The organism is Pseudoxanthomonas composti (assembly GCF_004122095.1).
Classification (GTDB): domain Bacteria; phylum Pseudomonadota; class Gammaproteobacteria; order Xanthomonadales; family Xanthomonadaceae; genus Pseudoxanthomonas_A; species Pseudoxanthomonas_A composti.
Map to the genome: position 1 here is coordinate 111,786 of NZ_SAWZ01000007.1, position 15,967 is coordinate 127,752.

Annotated in this window: 14 protein-coding genes; 5 read left to right on the top strand and 9 right to left on the bottom strand. The window is 69.8% G+C overall.

What is annotated here, in order from left to right; all coding sequences use genetic code 11:
- Positions 1-39: 39 nt before the first annotated feature.
- The 5 genes from EPA99_RS13735 to EPA99_RS13755 form a co-directional block, all read right to left on the bottom strand.
- Entirely contained in the window at positions 40-1,749 is a 1,710-nt protein-coding gene (locus tag EPA99_RS13735; RefSeq protein WP_129471801.1) for a sensor domain-containing diguanylate cyclase, read from the bottom strand.
- Positions 1,750-1,857: 108 nt separating this feature from the next.
- Positions 1,858-2,481 (bottom strand): response regulator transcription factor, encoded by a 624-nt coding sequence (locus EPA99_RS13740; protein ID WP_129471802.1) that lies wholly within the window; start codon positions 2,479-2,481, stop codon positions 1,858-1,860.
- A gap of 462 nt (positions 2,482-2,943) precedes the next feature.
- Entirely contained in the window at positions 2,944-4,131 is a 1,188-nt protein-coding gene (locus tag EPA99_RS13745; RefSeq protein ID WP_129471803.1) for a sensor histidine kinase, read from the bottom strand.
- 79 nt (positions 4,132-4,210) lie between these two features.
- Complete coding sequence (locus EPA99_RS13750) at positions 4,211-4,978, bottom strand: ABC transporter permease (protein WP_129471804.1); 768 nt, start codon at positions 4,976-4,978, stop codon at positions 4,211-4,213.
- A complete protein-coding gene (locus EPA99_RS13755) occupies positions 4,975-5,907 on the bottom strand; it encodes an ABC transporter ATP-binding protein (protein ID WP_129471805.1) in 933 nt (310 codons plus the stop codon). The genes EPA99_RS13750 and EPA99_RS13755 overlap by 4 nt, the downstream gene beginning before the upstream one ends.
- A 231-nt stretch (positions 5,908-6,138) precedes the next feature.
- On the opposite strand from EPA99_RS13755, the gene EPA99_RS13760 reads away from it, so the two are divergent.
- From EPA99_RS13760 to EPA99_RS13780, 5 genes are all read left to right on the top strand, one after another.
- A complete protein-coding gene (locus tag EPA99_RS13760) occupies positions 6,139-7,371 on the top strand; it encodes an efflux RND transporter periplasmic adaptor subunit (protein WP_129471806.1) in 1,233 nt (410 codons plus the stop codon).
- A gap of 320 nt (positions 7,372-7,691) precedes the next feature.
- On the top strand, positions 7,692-8,408 hold the full coding sequence (locus tag EPA99_RS13765; RefSeq protein ID WP_129471807.1) for an ABC transporter ATP-binding protein: 717 nt from the start codon (positions 7,692-7,694) through the stop codon (positions 8,406-8,408).
- Positions 8,409-8,489: 81 nt separating this feature from the next.
- Complete coding sequence (locus EPA99_RS13770) at positions 8,490-9,644, top strand: ABC transporter permease (RefSeq protein WP_129471808.1); 1,155 nt, start codon at positions 8,490-8,492, stop codon at positions 9,642-9,644.
- 10 nt (positions 9,645-9,654) lie between these two features.
- Positions 9,655-10,962: an ABC transporter permease gene (locus tag EPA99_RS13775; protein ID WP_129471809.1), complete on the top strand. Its 1,308-nt coding sequence runs from the start codon at positions 9,655-9,657 to the stop codon at positions 10,960-10,962.
- 185 nt (positions 10,963-11,147) lie between these two features.
- Positions 11,148-12,254, top strand: coding sequence for an alpha/beta hydrolase (locus EPA99_RS13780; RefSeq protein ID WP_129471810.1), 1,107 nt, complete (start codon positions 11,148-11,150; stop codon positions 12,252-12,254).
- 2 nt (positions 12,255-12,256) lie between these two features.
- Here the strand turns inward: EPA99_RS13780 and EPA99_RS13785 are convergent, their stop codons facing one another.
- From EPA99_RS13785 to yedA, 4 genes are read right to left on the bottom strand one after another with little or no spacing between them, the layout of a single operon-like run.
- Positions 12,257-12,880, bottom strand: a complete 624-nt coding sequence (locus EPA99_RS13785; RefSeq protein WP_129471811.1) for a nucleotidyltransferase family protein — start codon at positions 12,878-12,880, stop codon at positions 12,257-12,259.
- Positions 12,877-13,875 (bottom strand): XdhC family protein, encoded by a 999-nt coding sequence (locus tag EPA99_RS13790; protein WP_241688394.1) that lies wholly within the window; start codon positions 13,873-13,875, stop codon positions 12,877-12,879. The genes EPA99_RS13785 and EPA99_RS13790 overlap by 4 nt, the downstream gene beginning before the upstream one ends.
- 12 nt (positions 13,876-13,887) lie before the next feature.
- Complete coding sequence (gene rarD, locus EPA99_RS13795; protein WP_129471812.1) at positions 13,888-14,817, bottom strand: EamA family transporter RarD; 930 nt, start codon at positions 14,815-14,817, stop codon at positions 13,888-13,890.
- Positions 14,814-15,725 (bottom strand): drug/metabolite exporter YedA, encoded by a 912-nt coding sequence (gene yedA, locus EPA99_RS13800; protein ID WP_129471813.1) that lies wholly within the window; start codon positions 15,723-15,725, stop codon positions 14,814-14,816. Before yedA ends, rarD begins: the two co-directional genes overlap by 4 nt.
- Positions 15,726-15,967: the final 242 nt, after the last annotated feature.

Genomic DNA, 15,967 nt, shown 5'->3' on the forward strand with positions numbered 1-15,967 from the left:
CACCGGCGCCCCTGGCGCGTCACACCCGCGCCAGGGGCGTCAGCGGCTGTCGGGCACCAGCAGCGCCGGGTCCGGCGCGGCCATCGCCGCCTGGTTGCGGCCGGCCGACTTGGCCCGGTACAGGGCCTCGTCGGCACGCCGCAGCAGCAGTTCCGGTTCCGCGCCGCACTGCGGATACACCGCAATGCCAATCGACACCGTCACCGGCGGCAGCTCCTTGCCCAGGTGCTGGACCTGCATGGCCTGCACCGCCGCGCGGATGGCGTTGGCGCGCTCCACCGCGATGGGCTCGGGGACCTCGGGCAGGATCAGGGTGAACTCCTCGCCGCCGTAGCGGCAGGCGATGTCCTCCGGGCGCGACATCTTGGCCAGCAGCTGGCCGAAGGCGGCCAGCAGCGCATCGCCGCCGGGATGGCCATGGGTGTCGTTGAAGCGCTTGAAGTGGTCCAGGTCCAGCATCATCAGCGTCAGCGGGAAGCCGCGGCGCGCGCAGCGGGCCAGCTCGCGCGAGAGCGACTCTTCCAGGTAGCGGCGATTGAACAGGCCGGTCAGCGGCTCGCGGATGGACTGCAAGCGCAGGCGCTCCTGCAGGCGCAGGTTGATCAGCGACATGGCCAGCTGCTCGGACGCCGCTTCCAGGATGTGCAGGCGCTCCAGGAAGGCATCGTCGGTCCCGGTCACATGCACGAAGCCCAGCTGCACGCCCTGCGCGGCCAGCGGAATGCAGGCGGTGGCCAGCGGCTGGTCGGGCGCGGCATGCACGTGCGCGCAACGCGATGCGGTCTCGGTGGTGCCTACCAGGTGCGGCTGGCCGCGACGCAGGGCCCAGCACGCGTCCAGCGTCAGCATCGAAGCGTTGGCCTTGGCGTGTTCGCCCCAGTGCATCACCGCCTCGGCGTAATCCTCCGAGGCGCGGATGCGGTAGATGGTGCCATCGGTGTTGGGCAGCAGCTGCGACAGCAGCTGCGCGGTCAGGCGCATGGCCTCCTCGGCGTTGATGCAGCTCTGCAGCATGCCGGCGGAGAGACTGAGCTGGCGCAGCTCGGAGGTGCGGTGCTCCAGCGCCTGCACCGAGGCGCTCAGGCGCTCGTTGGCCGTGCGGGTTCCCAGGTCGGCGCGGTCGCGCGCGCGGATCTCACGGCGCATCAGCCAGTACACCATCGCGACGATGCCGATGCCGAAGGGAATGCCGGCAATGGCCAGCCCCTTGAGCATCAGCGCGCTGCGGTCGCGGTAGGCCGCGCGCTCGACCAGCAGCTTGCGCTCGGTATTGGTCATGGACCGGGTCTGGCGACGGATCGCCTCGGAGGTGGCGTGGATCTGCCCGCCGATGGCGGCCACGGCCGCGTCCCTGCCCCGGTCCTCGAAGATGGACAGCACGTGCTCCATCTGCTCCACGCGTTGATCGACCAGGCCGCGCAGCGCGGCCACGCGCTGTTCCTGCGGAGTGTTGTCGGCCACCAGCTCCTGCAGCCGCTCGAACAGGTCCGGCAGTTGCGCGCGGCCGGCGCGGTAGTCGGCCAGATACTCCACGCGGCGCGTCAGCAGGTAGCCCCGCTGGGCGGCCTCGGCATCGCGCAGGCGCGCCTCGATCTCGTCCACCCGGGCGATGACTTCATGGGTGTGCGAGACCCAGGCCGCATCGTTGCTGAAGCGGCGCGTGCCTTCCAGCACGCCGACGCTGATGCCCACGAAGATCACCATGGCCAGGAACGGACCGATCCGGTTGATAAGGCGGCGGGCGGGCATGGCGACAGGCTGGCTGAAGGACGGCGCATGTTAGCGGAATCGGTCGCCATCCCTGGGACAGCCGTCACCTTCCGCCGCGCCCGCCCCTGCTTGCGCATGACAATGCTGTCAGAGCCAGCCCTTCTGCCGCGCCAGGCGGTGGGCCTCGATGCGGTTGCCCACGCCCAGCTTGCCGATGGCCTCGGACAGGTAGTTGCGCACGGTGCCGTGGCTCAGATGCAGGCGCGTGGCGATCTCGCCTGCGCTGAGGCCTTCGCCCGCCAGGCGCAGTACCTGGCGTTCGCGCTCGTTGAGCGGGTCGGCCTCGGACCAGGCTTCCAGGGCCAGCTCCGGCGCGATGGCGCGACCGCCGCGCTGCACGGTGCGCAGCGCCTGCACCAGGTGCTCCGGCGGCGCATCCTTGAGCAGGTAGCCGGACACCCCGGCGTCCAGCGCGCGCCGCAGGAAGCCGGGACGGGCGAAGGTGGTGACGATGACCACGCGCGTATCCAGGCCGTGGCGCTGCACGCGCTGGGCCAGCTCCAGGCCGGACAGGCCGGGCATCTCGATGTCGGTGACCAGGATGTGCGGCTGCAGGCGCTGCAACTCGCGCCAGGCGCTCTCGCCGTCGGCCGCGGCGGCCACCACCTCGATGTCCTCTTCCAGGTTGAGCAGCGCGGCCAGCGCCCCGCGGACCATGGCCTGGTCTTCGGCCAGCAGGACGCGGATGGGGGCGGGGCTCGGGGCGGGCATGGGGCGATTTTAAGGGCGAGGAGTGAGCGGAGAGGAGTGAGGAGTGAGTAAAAGCGAGAGGCGAGAGGCGAGAGGCGAGAGGCGAGAGGCGAGCCGAAAGCCGAGGCGGCGAGACTGTCATGCTCAATGAGCAGAGATTGTCCCTGTGGAAGCGGCGTCAGCCGCGAAGAGGCTCTCCCGGTAAGGCCCCTCGCGGCTGAAGCCGCTCCCACAAGGAGCATGGCGGGTCTCTGCTGGCTCGGCTCGCGATGGAGCTACCGATCTGAAGCTCACTCCTCACTCTTTCCTACTCACTCCTCGCTTCCGCTCACTCCTCACTCCTCTCCGCTCACTCCTCGCCTTCGCTCACTCCTCACTCCTCTCCGCTCACTCCTCGCCTTCGCTCACTCCTCACTCCTCTCCGCTCACTCCTCGCCTTCGCTTACTCCTCACTCCTCTCCGCTCACTCCTCGCCTCAACGCCTCAACCCACCGGCGCCTCCAACGGCGCAACAGACGCCTGACGTGCGGGTTCCACGGGCTGCGCCTGCGGGACGCGGGCGATGACGGTGGTGCCGGCGCCGCGCGTGCTGTCCAGCTGCAAGGTGCCCGACAGCGCCTGGACGCGCTCGCGCATGCTGCTCATGCCGGTGCCGGGGACCAGGTCGCCGCCGCGGCCGTTGTCGTGCACGCGCAGCACCCAGTGACGTCCCTCGCTGCCGACGGTCACTTCCACCCGCCGCGCGTGCGCATGGCGCTGCACATTGGTGGCGGCCTCACGCAGCACCAGGGCGAACACCGTCTCCACCGGCCCGGGCAGCAGCGCGCAGTCGATGCGGTAGTCGAAGGCCACGCCGTCGGCTTCCAGCAGCAGCTTGGCCGAGGCCAGCTCTGCGGCCAGCTCGGCCGAGCGGATGCCGCTGACCGCGCGGCGCACCTGCGCCAGGGCCTCGCGCGCCACACGGCTGACGTCTTCCATTTCGCTGCGCGCAGCCGCCGCATCGCGCTGGGCCAGGCGCGCGGCCAGGTCGGACTTCAGGGCCACCAGCGACAAGGTGTGGCCGAGCAGGTCGTGCAGGTCGCGGCCGATGCGCTCGCGCTCGGCCACGCTGGCCAGCCGGCGCACCTCGTCCTGGCTCAGGCGCAGCACCGCGTCCTTCTGCTGATCCAGCTCCTGCATGCCGATCATGCCGCCCAGCGAGAGCACGGTGAACGGCATCCAGATGGTCATCTGCCACGGGTAGCCCAGCCACAGCGACCAGGCCACCAGCGCCAGGCTCAGCGCCAGCAGCGTGCCCATGTAATGCCACATGCGCTGCCGGCGCGAGGGACGCAGCATCACGCAGCCGAACACGAAGTAGTTCAGACCGGCGGGGTACCAGGGCAGCAGCGCCGCGCACAGGCCCATCAGCGCCAATGCGTACAGCGTGCGGCGGCGCGCCGGGCACAGCAGCACGCGCGCGTACAGCAGCAGGAACACCGGATAGGAGACCAGCGTGCCGATGAGCCAGGTGCGGTCCCAGCCCCTGGGCGAGAAGATCGGCGAGATGAACACCCACGAGGACCACAGCACGTGGAAGGCGTCGGACCAGGGCGACTTGCCCTGGCGCATGTGGTTGGCGGCGATGGAGTCGGCCGCGGGCTGGAACCATCTGGGCAAGCGCAGGCTCATGGCGTCGGCTTCCTCTCGGGTGCTGGATCATGCCATCGACCGGGCGCCCGGTCGCAGCGTCCCATCGAAAGGGTGACGCTCATGCGCGCTGCAGGCGGCGCTGGGCCAGCAGCAGGCAGGCCACGGTGAAGACGGCCAACACGCCGATGTGCAGCCAGGCGCTGCCGCCGGCGTCCATGCCCACGACCTTCAGCGCCAGCTGGCCCAGGTGCCAGGCCGGCCACAGCGGGGCCAGCTTGCCGATGAGGGCCGGCAGCATCGTCAGCGGCAGCCACAGGCCCGACAGCAATGCCATTGGCAGGTAGACCAGGTTGACCACGGCCGGTGCGGCCGAGCCTTTCACCAGGCTGCCGATCAGCAGCCCCAGCGCGCAGAACGGCAGCGTGCCCAGCACCGCCACCAGCAGCAGGCGCGCCAGCTGCGAGGCGGTCAGTACCGCGCCGCCCAGGGTGCTGCCGACCAGCAGCAGCAACACCCCGATGCACAGGGCAAAGCCCATGGCCATGACCAGCTTGGCCAGCAGCGGGGCCATGGTCGGCACCGGCAGCGCGCGCTTGAGCGTGAGCAGGCCGCGCTCGCGGTCCATCGCCAGGCTGACGCCGAACCCGAACAGGCCCGGCCCCATCACCCCGAACACGGTGTAGCTGGCCATCAGGTAGGTGGACGCCTGCGCGTTGCCGCGATTGAGCAGCACGCCGAACATCAGATAGAACATCACCGGGAACAGCAGCGTGGGCAGCGAGAACGCCGGCGTGCGCAGCAGCCGCAGCCATTCGTAGCGCGCCTCGCGCAGGTAGATGCCGGCCAGGGAGGGGGATGGCAGGGCTGGAAACGTCGTGCGGCTCATGCGGCGTACTCCTCGTTGGTATCGGTTGTGCGGGTGAGCTGCAGGAAGGCATCGGCCAGCCCGGCGCGCTGGACCTGCAGCTCGCTTGCCTGCGGGTCCTGCGCCAGCAGGCGCGCGACGATGGCTTCGGCCGTCTCGGCGTGGATCTCCAGCTTTCCCGGCTGGGCGTGGACCGCGCGCACGCCCGGCCAGGCCCGCACGCATGCGGCCGACAGCTGCGTGGCGATGCGGATGCGCCGCAGCGACACCCGTGCGCGGATCTGCTCCACGCTGCCACGGGCGATCACCTGCCCGGCCTGCAGCACGGCGACCTCATCGGCCAGGGCCTCGGCCTCTTCCAGATAGTGCGTGGTCAGCAGCACCGCGCAGCCGGCGGCGGCGCGCTCGGCAATGGCCTGCCACAGCTGCTGGCGCGCCTGGATGTCCAGCCCGGTGGTGGGCTCGTCCAGGAACAGCACCCGCGGACGCCCGCAGATGGCCAGGGCGAACTGCACGCGCCGCTGCTGGCCGCCGGAGAGCTGGCCGTAGCGTCGCGGCAGCAGGTCTTCCAACCCGGCGATGCGCGCGCATTCGGCCACGCTCAGCGGCTGGGCGTAGTAGCCGCGCGTGAGCAGCAGCAGCTCGGCCACGGTGAGCGTTTCGGGCAGCTCGGCCTGCTGCAGCATCACCCCTGCCTGCTGGCGCGCCTGGCGGCTGGCCGGGTCGTGGCCGAACAGCGACACCGTGCCGGCATCGGCCCGCTGCAGGCCCAGCAATAGCGAGACCGCGGTGCTCTTGCCCGCCCCGTTCGGCCCCAGCAGGGCCAGCACCCGGCCCGGGGCCAGCTGCAGGTCCACGCCGGCCAGCGCGTGGTGCGCGCCGTAGCGCTTGTGCACGTCGGCCAGCTGGGCCGGCAGGTCGGATTGCAGATCGGACGTGTCGTGTTTCATGGATGTAGCAACCGTTACCGGAGGGTGCGGTTAGGCTGCGCCTAGGGGACGGGCCGCGGCAGTACCGGCGATCAGGCATTTGGGGTGACAGCTGTCACTGGCCGCCGTGCCCGTGGCGGTCGCAGACTTCGCCCACTCCGGCCCCGACCGCAAAGTGGTGACTTCCGGCAGCTGGATCGGCTGCACGGTCGCGGTCACATTCCGTGCTTCAACGATGTCATTGATGGATCTATGAACGCTTCCGCCGAACTGCTCAAGGAACTCCGCATCGACCGCAAGGCGCCGCCGCCCCCGCCATCGCGCAAGGGGCTGTGGATCGCGCTGGGGATCGTCCTGCTGCTGGCGCTGGCCGCCGCCGCCTGGCTGGTGCTGGGCCGCGAGCGCCCGCTGCAGGTGCGCACCGCGCCCGTGGTGGCCATGGCCGGCAACAGCGCCAGCGCCTCGGTGCTGGATGCCACCGGCTACGTGGTGGCGCGGCGCACTGCCACGGTGTCGGCGCAGATCACCGGCCGGGTGGAGGAGGTGATGATCGAGGAAGGCCAGCGGGTGGAGGCCGGCCAGGTGCTGGCGCGGCTGGACCCGATCAACGCCGACGCCGAGCGCAACCTGGCGCAGTCGCAGCTGTCCTCGGCGCAGAGCCAGGTGGACACCGTGGCCGCCCAGCTGGTGCAGGCGCGCAACGAGGCCGGCCGCCTGGAAGACCTGGTGCAGCAGCGGCTGATTTCGCGCACGCAATACGACCAGGCCGTGGCCGCGCGCGATTCGCTCAAGGCGCAGCTGCTAACCGCCCAGCGCAACGTCAAGGTCGCGCGCGACCAGCTGGCGATTTCCAACATCGGCAAGGACTTCACCGTGGTGCGCGCGCCATTTGCCGGCGTGATCACCGCCAAGGCGGCCCAGCCGGGCGAGATCGTCTCGCCGCTGTCGGCCGGCGGCGGCTTCACCCGCACCGGCATCGGCACCATCGTGGACATGGATTCGCTGGAGATCGAGGTGGACGTGGGCGAGTCCTACATCGGCCGCGTGCAGCCGAAGATGCCGGTGGAAGCCACGCTCAACGCCTACCCGGACTGGAAGATCCCGGCCGAGGTCATCGCCATCATCCCGGCCGCCGACCGCGGCAAGGCCACGGTGAAGGTGCGCATCGCCATCCTGCAGAAGGACGTACGCATCGTGCCGGACATGGGCGTGCGCGTGAGCTTCCTGGAGAAGGCCGCCCCCGAGCAGGCGGAAAAGCCCAAGGGCGTGCGCGTGCCGACCGCGGCGATCGTCGAGCGCGACGGCAAGCCGGTGGCCTTCGTGGTGGGCGATGACAACACCGTGCAGCAGCGCGCCATCCAGCCCGGCATCACCCTCTCGCAGGAGCGTCAGGTCTTGAGCGGCCTGCAGCCCGGCGAGACGGTGGTGCTGGAGCCGCCGGCGGCGTTGAGGGAAGGCGCGCGCGTGGTTGAAGACAAGGAGTGAGTGGGTGGAGCGAGGAGTGAGGAGTGAGCGAAAGCAAGGAGTGAGTGATGGGACGAGGAGTGAGGAGTGAGCAAGGGCAGCCGGCGCTCCGCTATCGGCGGCGCCACGCTCTCCGGCGCCCCCTGCTTCGCGACTGATCTCCAACGCTCTTTCTCCAGCCCTCCCCTCCAGCAGCCTTCGCTCCTAGCGCTCCAGCTCTCCCTCACTCCTCACTCCTCGCTTCATTACTCACTCCTGGCCTCCGCTTACTCCTCACTCCTCGCTTCACCCACTCACTCCTCGCTTCACCCACTCACTCCTCGCTCCAAACGGACAAGCCCATGACCGCACTCGTCAGCCTCCGCAACCTCACCAAGACCTACCAGCGTGGACCGGAGCAGGTGCAGGTCCTGCACGGCATCGACCTGGACATCGAGCGTGGCGACTTCGTCGCGTTGATGGGGCCTTCCGGATCGGGCAAGACCACCTTGCTCAACCTGATCGGCGGGCTGGACACGCCGAGCTCGGGCGAGATCGAGATCGAAGGCCAGCGCATCGACCGCTACAGCAGCGGCCAGCTCTCCACCTGGCGCAGCCAGCACGTGGGCTTCGTGTTCCAGTTCTACAACCTGATGCCCATGCTCACCGCGCAGAAGAATGTGGAGCTGCCGCTGCTGCTGACCCACCTGGACGCGGCCAACCGCAAGCGCAACGCGCAGATCGCCCTGACCCTGGTGGGCCTGGCCGAACGGCGCGACCACCGCCCCAACGAGCTCTCCGGCGGCCAGCAGCAGCGCGTAGCCATCGCCCGCGCCATCGTCTCGGACCCGACCTTTCTGATCTGCGATGAACCGACCGGCGACCTGGACCGCCAATCGGCCGAGGAAGTCCTGGGCCTGCTGCAACAGCTCAATCGCGAGCACGGCAAGACCATCATCATGGTCACCCATGACCCCAAGGCTGCCGAGTACGCCACGCATACGGTGCATCTGGACAAGGGCGAGCTGGCGACTGAGGTCGAGGTGAGAAACGAGGAACGAGAAACGAGGAACGAGTAAGGGCGGGCCCTCCATCCGAGACGCGTTCATCTCTCTCGTTCCTCGTTCCTCTGCACTCGTTCCTCGAACCAAGGGTGTCCCATGAAATACTTCTCCCTGATCTGGGCCCAGCTGTTCCGCAGCAAGACCCGCACCCTGCTGACCCTGCTGTCGGTGGTGGCCGCGTTCCTGCTGTTCGGCATGCTCGATTCGGTCCGCGTGGCCTTCAGCTCCGGCGGCAGCGTCGATGGCGCCAACCGCTTGATCGTGTCCTCGCGCCTGTCCATCACGCAGACCCTGCCGGTATCGCTGCGCACGCAGATCGAAGCGGTGCCGGGGGTGCGCAACGTCACCTACGCGATGTGGTTCGGCGGCATCTACCAGGACCCGAAAAACTTCTTCCCCAACTTCTCCGTCGCGCCCAACTACTTCGACGTCTATACCAACTACCAGGTGCCGGCCGAACAGCTGAAGGCGTTTCAGGAGAACCAGACCGGGGCCATCGTCGGCGAGGCGCTGGCCAACAAATATGGCTGGAAGATCGGCGACACCATCCCGCTGCAGGCCACCATCTTTCCGCGCGGGGGCAGCAACGACTGGCCGCTGCAGCTGACGGGCATCTTTCGGGTGAAGGACCGCGGCACGGTCAGTGAGGAGCAGCAGCTGGTGATGCACTGGAAGTACTTCGACGAGGCCAACGACTACATCAAGAACCGGGTGAGCTGGTACACGGTGCAGCTGGCCAACCCCGACCAGGCCTCGCGCGTGGCGCAGGCCATCGATGCGATCTCGGCCAACTCGGACCATGAGACCAAGAGCCAGACGGAGATGGCGTTCAACCAGTCCTTCGCCAAGCAGCTCGCCGATATCGGCCTGATCGTCACCTCCATCATGGGTGCGGTGTTCTTCACCCTGCTGCTGCTCACCGGCAACACCATGGCCCAGGCCGTGCGCGAGCGCATCCCGGAGCTGGCCACGCTCAAGACCCTGGGCTTCAAGGACAGCACGGTGCTGACCTTGGTGATGGTCGAATCGATGCTGCTGATCGTGCTGGGCGGGCTGATCGGCATGGGCCTGGCCTCGGCCATCATGCCGGGCATCTCCAGGATGACCAACGGCATCGTGCCCGGCGGCGCGCCTGCGCAGACCTGGCTGGTCGGGGTGGGGCTGATGCTGCTGATCGGCATCGTGGTGGGACTGCTGCCGGCGTTGCGCGCGCAGCGGCTGAAGATCGTCGACGCACTGGCCGGCCGCTGAGGGACACGCCATGAAACAGAAACTCATCAACTTCTCGATCGTGCTCATGCTGCTGCTGGCATTGGTGCTGTGGACGCTGCTGCCGTGGTACCTCGTGCTGGGCATCGCTGCGCTGCTGGCGCTGTGGCTGGGCCTGACCCGCAGCGGGCGGCTGGCGCTGGCCGCCACCCGCATCGGCGTGGCCAGCCTGCCGCAGCGTTGGGGCGCCTCCTCGGTGATCGTGGTCGGCATCGCCGGCGTGGTCGGCGTGCTGGTGGCGATGCTGGCCATGGGCGAGGGCTTCAAGGCCACGCTCAGCAGCACCGGCGACACCAGCAGCGCGATCGTCCTGCGCGGCGGCTCGCAGGCCGAGACCAACTCGGTGGTCATGCGCGACCAGGTGCCCCTGATCGGCAGCCTGCCCGGCATCGCCAAGAACGCCGAAGGCCGGCCCCTGATCTCGCCGGAGCTGTCGCAGGTGGTCAACCTGCCCGCGCGCGGCGACGGCACCGACACCAACGCGCAGATCCGCGGCGTGGGCGAACTGGGCTGGGCGGTGCATCCTTCGGTGAAGCTCGTCGAAGGCCGCCGTTTCGGCGCGGGCCTGCGCGAGATCGTGGTCGGGGCCGGGGCGCAATCGCAGTTCCGCGGCCTGGAGGTCGGCAAGCCGATCACCCTGGGCAACCAGCAGTGGACCGTGGTGGGCAAGTTCAAGTCCGGCGACGCCCACGACTCGGAGCTGTGGACCGATGCGGAGACGCTGGCCTCCACCTACAACCGCAGCTCCTACCAGTCGATTACGGTCAAGACCGAGGGCACGGCCGGCTTCGAGCAGTTCAAGGCCGCCATGGCCGGCGATCCGCGGCTGAAACTGGACGTGGAGACCACCCGCGCCTACTACGCCAAGCAGTCGGGCCAGCTGAGCACGCTCATCAATGCGCTGGGCACGGTGATCGGCGCGATCATGGCGGTGGGCGCGGTGTTCGGCGCGCTCAACACCATGTATGCGGCGGTGGCCACGCGCGCCAGGGAAATCGCCACCATGCGCGCCATTGGCTTTCGCGGCCTGCCGGTGGTGACTGCGGTGATGCTGGAAACCATGCTGCTGGCGCTGCTGGGCGGCCTGCTCGGCGGGCTGGTGGCCTGGCTGCTGTTCAACAACCACAGCGTCTCCACGCTGGGGTCCAACTTCAGCCAAGTGGTGTTCCAGTTCAAGGTCACCCCGGAGCTGCTGTGGAACGGGCTGAAGTGGGCACTGGGCATCGGCCTGGTCGGCGGACTGTTCCCCGCCCTGCGTGCGGCCAGGCTGCCGATCACCGTGGCGCTGCGCGAGGTGTGAGGCAGGCGCAGTGCGGCATGGGCGCGGCCTTCCGTGGGAGCCGCGCTCATGCGCGAGGCTGCTTCTTCCCAGGAGCACCGCCAGTCTTGCGGCGGCTGAATCGTCATCGTTCTGTCATGGAAACGAGATAGCGCCGCGCCGAAGGCGGCCGCTACGCTGCGCGGCCATCTTTGTGTGTCACGCCCATGCTGCGCCTGTTCGCGCTGGCCGCCGTCTGTTGCCTGTGGCTGGCGGCCTGCATTCCTCCCACCTCGACCTCGCTGAGCGAACGCCTGATCGCGCCGGGCGGCGCATCGCCATTGCTGGAGCACGCGCGAGTGGAAGCGCTGCTGGCGCGGCTGCCGACCCGCAGCGGCATGGCCGAGGGCGCCGACGGCGTGCAGCTGTTCTGGCGCGCCCTGGATCCGGGTAACTACCAGCTGGACTATCGCTACGCCGGCAACCCGCAGGGCTCTGCGCTGCAGCAGGTGGCCTTCGACGTGCACTTCCAGCGACCCACCGAGCCGGTGGCCCCGCGCGGCACGGTGGTGCTGCTGCACGGCTGGATGATGGATGGCGATTCGCTCATGCCCTGGGCGCTGCAGCTGGCCCAGGCCGGTTATCGCACCATCAGCCTGGACCTGCGCAACCATGGGCGCTCCGGCCACGGCCCGGCCGGCTATGGCACCCGCGAGGCGCAGGACGTGGCCAGGGTCGTGCGCACCCTGCGCGCGCAGGGCGAAGTCAGCGGACCGCTGTACCTGTTCGGGGTGTCCTATGGGGCGGCCACGGCCAGCTTCGCCGCCGAGCGGCTCGGCCCCGAGGTGCAGGGCGTGGTGGTGATGGAATCCTTCGCCAACGCCGGGCGTGGCATCCGCGACATGGTCCCGCACATGCTCAGCAGCCGCCCGGACACGCTCAAGGCCACCGCGATGACGCTCTACGCCCGCCTGGTCTACGCGCGTCAGGACCTCGATGCGGTGATCGCCGCGGCCGATGCGCGGCTCGCGCTGGACCTGGACAAGGTCGACGTGCGTCAGGCCCTGCACGACACGCCCAGCTGCGTGCTGGTGCTGCACGGCCAGGCCGACCAGCACATCCCGGTGGCGCACGGACGGCTGCTGGCCCAGGCCTCGTCGCGCACGCATTACTTGGAAGTGCCTGGCGAGACTCACCTGAGTCTGCCGATGCGGCTGGATCGCCTGGGGGCCACCGTCGATGACTGGCTGGCCCGCAGCGGCGACCCCGGCCACTGCCCTGCGCCGTTGCCGGTGGGGCCCGCGCCGGCCGCCTCGGCGCTGGCCTCGCGCTGATCTCAGCCGGCCTGGTCCGGATCCAGCCAACCACGCGCGATGGCCGCGCGCACGTCCTCGGGCGTATCCAGATCGAGCGCCAGCGCCGGCGCAGGTACGCGCGCGATGCTGGCAGCGTCTTCGCCATTGAGCAGCCCGCGCAAGCCCGCATCCCCCTGCAGGGGCGCGTCGGCAAGCTCGCGCCAGGGGATGACCGCCGGGACGCCCAGTCGCGCGCCGTGGACGGTGGCGGCGCAACCGCGCGCCGTCGCGCGGGCGGCGGTCAACAGGGCCTGCAGATGGGTCGTTTCCAGCGCCGGCTGGTCGCAGACCAGGAACAGCACCGATCCCACTTCGCTCTCCAGCGAGCTCGAACCCAGCGCCTCACGCGCGCGCCGCACGCTGCTGGACAGCCCCGAGGCCCAGTGCGGGTTGTCCACGCGCTCGATCCCCTGCAGATCCAGGCAGCCCGCGATCGCCTCGGCCTGCGCGCCCAGCACCAGCAGCGTGCGCCGCGGCTGCGTGGACCGCGCCAGGCCTAGCGCACGCTGCACCAGCGCCTGGCCATCGCGTTGCAGCAGTTGCTTGGGCCGTCCAAGCCGGCGGCTGCCGCCCGCGGCCAGCACCACGGCCACGTGCTCGCTCATCCGGCGCGTCCGTGACGCCAGGCCTGCAGCTGCGCGGCAATGCTCAAGGAGATCGCCTCGGCGCCCTGCCCGCCCAGGTCCAGGCCCACCGGCGAGCGCAGGCGTGGGGCCAGCGCCTCGCGCGCGGCAGCCGGCAGCAGCTTGAACAGGTCCTCGCGCCGCCGCGACGGGCCCAGCAAGCCGATGAAGGGCACCGCGGTATCGGCCAGGAGCTCCAGGGTTTCTCGATCCAGCTCGAAGTTGTGGTGCATCACCAGCACCGCGTCGGGCGCGCCGTCACGCCAGCCCGCCACCACCGCCGCTGGCGCCTGCTCCTGCAGGCGGTCGGCCGCGTGCGGCGCGGGCGGCTGCGGCAGCCAGCGCGCACGCCGCTCGACCAGGCTGGTGATCCAGCCGGCGTCGCGCAGCAGGGGCAGCAGGAACGGCGTCTCCGGCCCGCCGCCGAACACAGCAACCTGCGGCGGCGGCGCCAGGGTGAAGGCCACCTGCGCCGCGCTGGCAAGCCCGGTGCAGGGCAGCGTCCAGCGCTGATCGCCAGCGACGAGCGCCACGCTGCCGCCATCGCCGATCAGCTCCAGCGCGATCGGCAAGGCCTGTCCCTGCCACCAGGCATCCACCGCCGCGTCCCAGCCCGGCACCTGGGCCAGCGGCAACAGCATCAGGTGCAGGCGCCCGCGGCAGCCCACGGCAGAGCCGGACAGCAGGTCCTCGTCATCGCGCGTGTCGATGTCCATCCAGTCCACGTGCCCGGCCTGGGCTGCCGCCTGCGCGCGTTGGGCGATCTCCGGCTCCAGGCAACCACCGCTCAGCCAGCCGACCTGCTCACCGCTGGCGCCGAACAGCGCCATCGCCCCGCGCCGTGCATAGGTGGAGCCTTCGGTCTGGACCACCATGACCAGCGTCGCCGCATCGCCTCCTCGCACCGCCTCGCGCGCGGCCTGCATGACGCGGCGATGCACCTGCGCCATCGTCTGGGTGTGTGTGTCAGTCGTCATCGACGCACTGTGTCATCGCTCGCGTACCGGCGCTGTCGAGCCGGCAATGCCCACCGGACCCTGCCTGCAGCGCAGCAAGCCTTGCCCCATGAACACCGCCAGGCCCGCCCAGATCAGCCCAAAGCCAAGCAGGCGCGCGTGGTCGAACGGCTCGCCCATGACCAGCACGCCGGCCAGCAGTTGCAGGGTCGGCGCGATGTACTGCAGCAGCCCGATCAGCGTCAGCGGCACGCGCCGCACGCCATAGGCGAACCACACCAGCGGCACGGCGGTCATCGCCCCGCCCAGCACCAGCAACAGATCGATGCGCCAGCCCCAGCCGCCGAGGAAGCCGCCATCCCCCTGCAGCTCGCAATGCCACAGGTAGGCCACCGCCGGCACCAGCAGGTACAGGCTCTCCACCGCCAGGCCGGACATCGCCTCGACCGCAACCAGCTTGCGCACCAGCCCGTACAAGGCGAAGGACACCGCCAACCCCAGCGCGATCAGCGGCGGCGCCCCGGCATGCCAGGTCAGCCAGGCCACGCCCAGTGCGGCCAACGCCACCCCGCCCCACTGTAGGCGGCGCAAGCGCTCGCCCAGCACCACCACGCCCAGCAGCACGCTGACCAGCGGATTGATGAAATAACCCAGGCTGGCCTCCACGACATAGCCGTGGGTGACCGCCCAGATGTACAGGCCCCAGTTGAAGGCGATCAGCACGCTGCTCACCGCCAGCAGCGGCAGCGCGCGCGGGATCGCGCGCACCGCGTGCCACCACCGCAGCCCGCGCGTGACCAGCAGCAGGCCGACCACGATCACCGCGCTCCAGACGATGCGGTGGGCGATGATCTGCATCGACGGCACACTGCGCAGCAGGTACCAGTACAGCGGGAACAGGCCCCAGATGACGAAGGCCGCGGCGGCCGCGGCCACACCACGCCGGTCCAGCGTGCCGCTCATGGCCGGCGCCTCACCTTGGCCAGGTAGATCACCAGCACGCCGGCCACGATCAAGGCCATCGCACCGAACTCCTGCGCGCTGAAACGCTCCTGCGCCAACCACGTGCCCAGCGCCACGGCGATCACCGGATTGACGTAGGCGTAGCTTCCGGCCAGCGCCGGACGCACGTGCTGCAGCAGCCAGACATAGGCGGTGAAGGCCACGATGGATCCGAACAGCATCAGGTACAGCCAGGCCGCCAGTCCGGTGCCCTGCGGCAGGGCGTGGATGCGATCGCCATGCAGCAGCCCGGCCAGGCAGAGCAGCACGCCGCCGCAGATCATCTGCCCGGCCGCGGTCATGAATGGCGATGGCAGATCGCGCCCGCGCGACCAGATCGACCCGTAGGCCCAGGCCACCGGCGCGATCAGCAAGTACACCAGTCCAGCGCCCAAGGCGGCCAGGGTGCCACCGGCATTGAGCCAGACCACGCCGATGAAGCCGATGGCGATCCCGATCCACTCGGCGCGCGTCGGACGATGGCCACGCATCAGGCCGAACAGGCCCATCCACAGCGGCACCGAGGCCACCGCCACCGCGGCCAGGCCGGAGGACACGCCGCTGCCCTCGGCCAGCACCACCATGCCATTGCCCAGTCCCAGCAGCAGCCCGCCCATCACGATGAGCGTGCGCCACTGCGGCCAGGTCGGCGCCGCTTCGCCACGCAGGCGCAGGACAGCGAAGAACAGCACGCCGGCGACCACGAAGCGCGCGCCGGATACGCCCAGCAGCGGCGGCAGGCCGCCCTGCAAGGCGAAATGGATCCCCAGGTAGGTCGAGCCCCACACCACGTACACCAGCGCCAACGCCAGGGCGATGGCCCACCCGCCCGGCGCAGCCTTGGCCGGTGCGGAGACAGGGGTGCTCATGGGTGCCTCGGGGGGGACGCTGGGCGCGCCAGTGTAAGGGCTAGGAGTGAGTGGAGAGGAGTGAGGAGTGAGGGCTGGAACTGAGTTTTCCCTGCGCATTACCTGAAGCGCCGTGCTGCTATCGGCTTCGGTGGAAGCAGCCCTGTGGGAGTGGCTTCAGCAGCGAAGGGCTTTGCTGATGAGGGATGCTGGGCGCACGCGTAAGAGCTAGGAGTGAGTGGAGAAGAGTGAGGAGTGAGCGT

Excerpts from the sequence above, each read along its gene's own strand:
- EPA99_RS13750 (WP_129471804.1), bottom strand. The coding sequence starts at position 4,978 with ATGAGCCGCACGACGTTTCCAGCCCTGCCATCCCCCTCCCTGGCCGGC.
- EPA99_RS13780 (WP_129471810.1), top strand. The coding sequence starts at position 11,148 with ATGCTGCGCCTGTTCGCGCTGGCCGCCGTCTGTTGCCTGTGGCTGGCG.
- EPA99_RS13745 (WP_129471803.1), bottom strand. The coding sequence starts at position 4,131 with ATGAGCCTGCGCTTGCCCAGATGGTTCCAGCCCGCGGCCGACTCCATC.
- EPA99_RS13735 (WP_129471801.1), bottom strand. The coding sequence starts at position 1,749 with ATGCCCGCCCGCCGCCTTATCAACCGGATCGGTCCGTTCCTGGCCATG.
- EPA99_RS13790 (WP_241688394.1), bottom strand. The coding sequence starts at position 13,875 with ATGACGACTGACACACACACCCAGACGATGGCGCAGGTGCATCGCCGC.
- rarD (WP_129471812.1), bottom strand. The coding sequence starts at position 14,817 with ATGAGCGGCACGCTGGACCGGCGTGGTGTGGCCGCGGCCGCCGCGGCC.
- EPA99_RS13770 (WP_129471808.1), top strand. The coding sequence starts at position 8,490 with ATGAAATACTTCTCCCTGATCTGGGCCCAGCTGTTCCGCAGCAAGACC.
- EPA99_RS13775 (WP_129471809.1), top strand. The coding sequence starts at position 9,655 with ATGAAACAGAAACTCATCAACTTCTCGATCGTGCTCATGCTGCTGCTG.
- EPA99_RS13755 (WP_129471805.1), bottom strand. The coding sequence starts at position 5,907 with ATGAAACACGACACGTCCGATCTGCAATCCGACCTGCCGGCCCAGCTG.
- EPA99_RS13740 (WP_129471802.1), bottom strand. The coding sequence starts at position 2,481 with ATGCCCGCCCCGAGCCCCGCCCCCATCCGCGTCCTGCTGGCCGAAGAC.
- EPA99_RS13785 (WP_129471811.1), bottom strand. The coding sequence starts at position 12,880 with ATGAGCGAGCACGTGGCCGTGGTGCTGGCCGCGGGCGGCAGCCGCCGG.
- EPA99_RS13765 (WP_129471807.1), top strand. The coding sequence starts at position 7,692 with ATGACCGCACTCGTCAGCCTCCGCAACCTCACCAAGACCTACCAGCGT.
- EPA99_RS13760 (WP_129471806.1), top strand. The coding sequence starts at position 6,139 with ATGAACGCTTCCGCCGAACTGCTCAAGGAACTCCGCATCGACCGCAAG.
- yedA (WP_129471813.1), bottom strand. The coding sequence starts at position 15,725 with ATGAGCACCCCTGTCTCCGCACCGGCCAAGGCTGCGCCGGGCGGGTGG.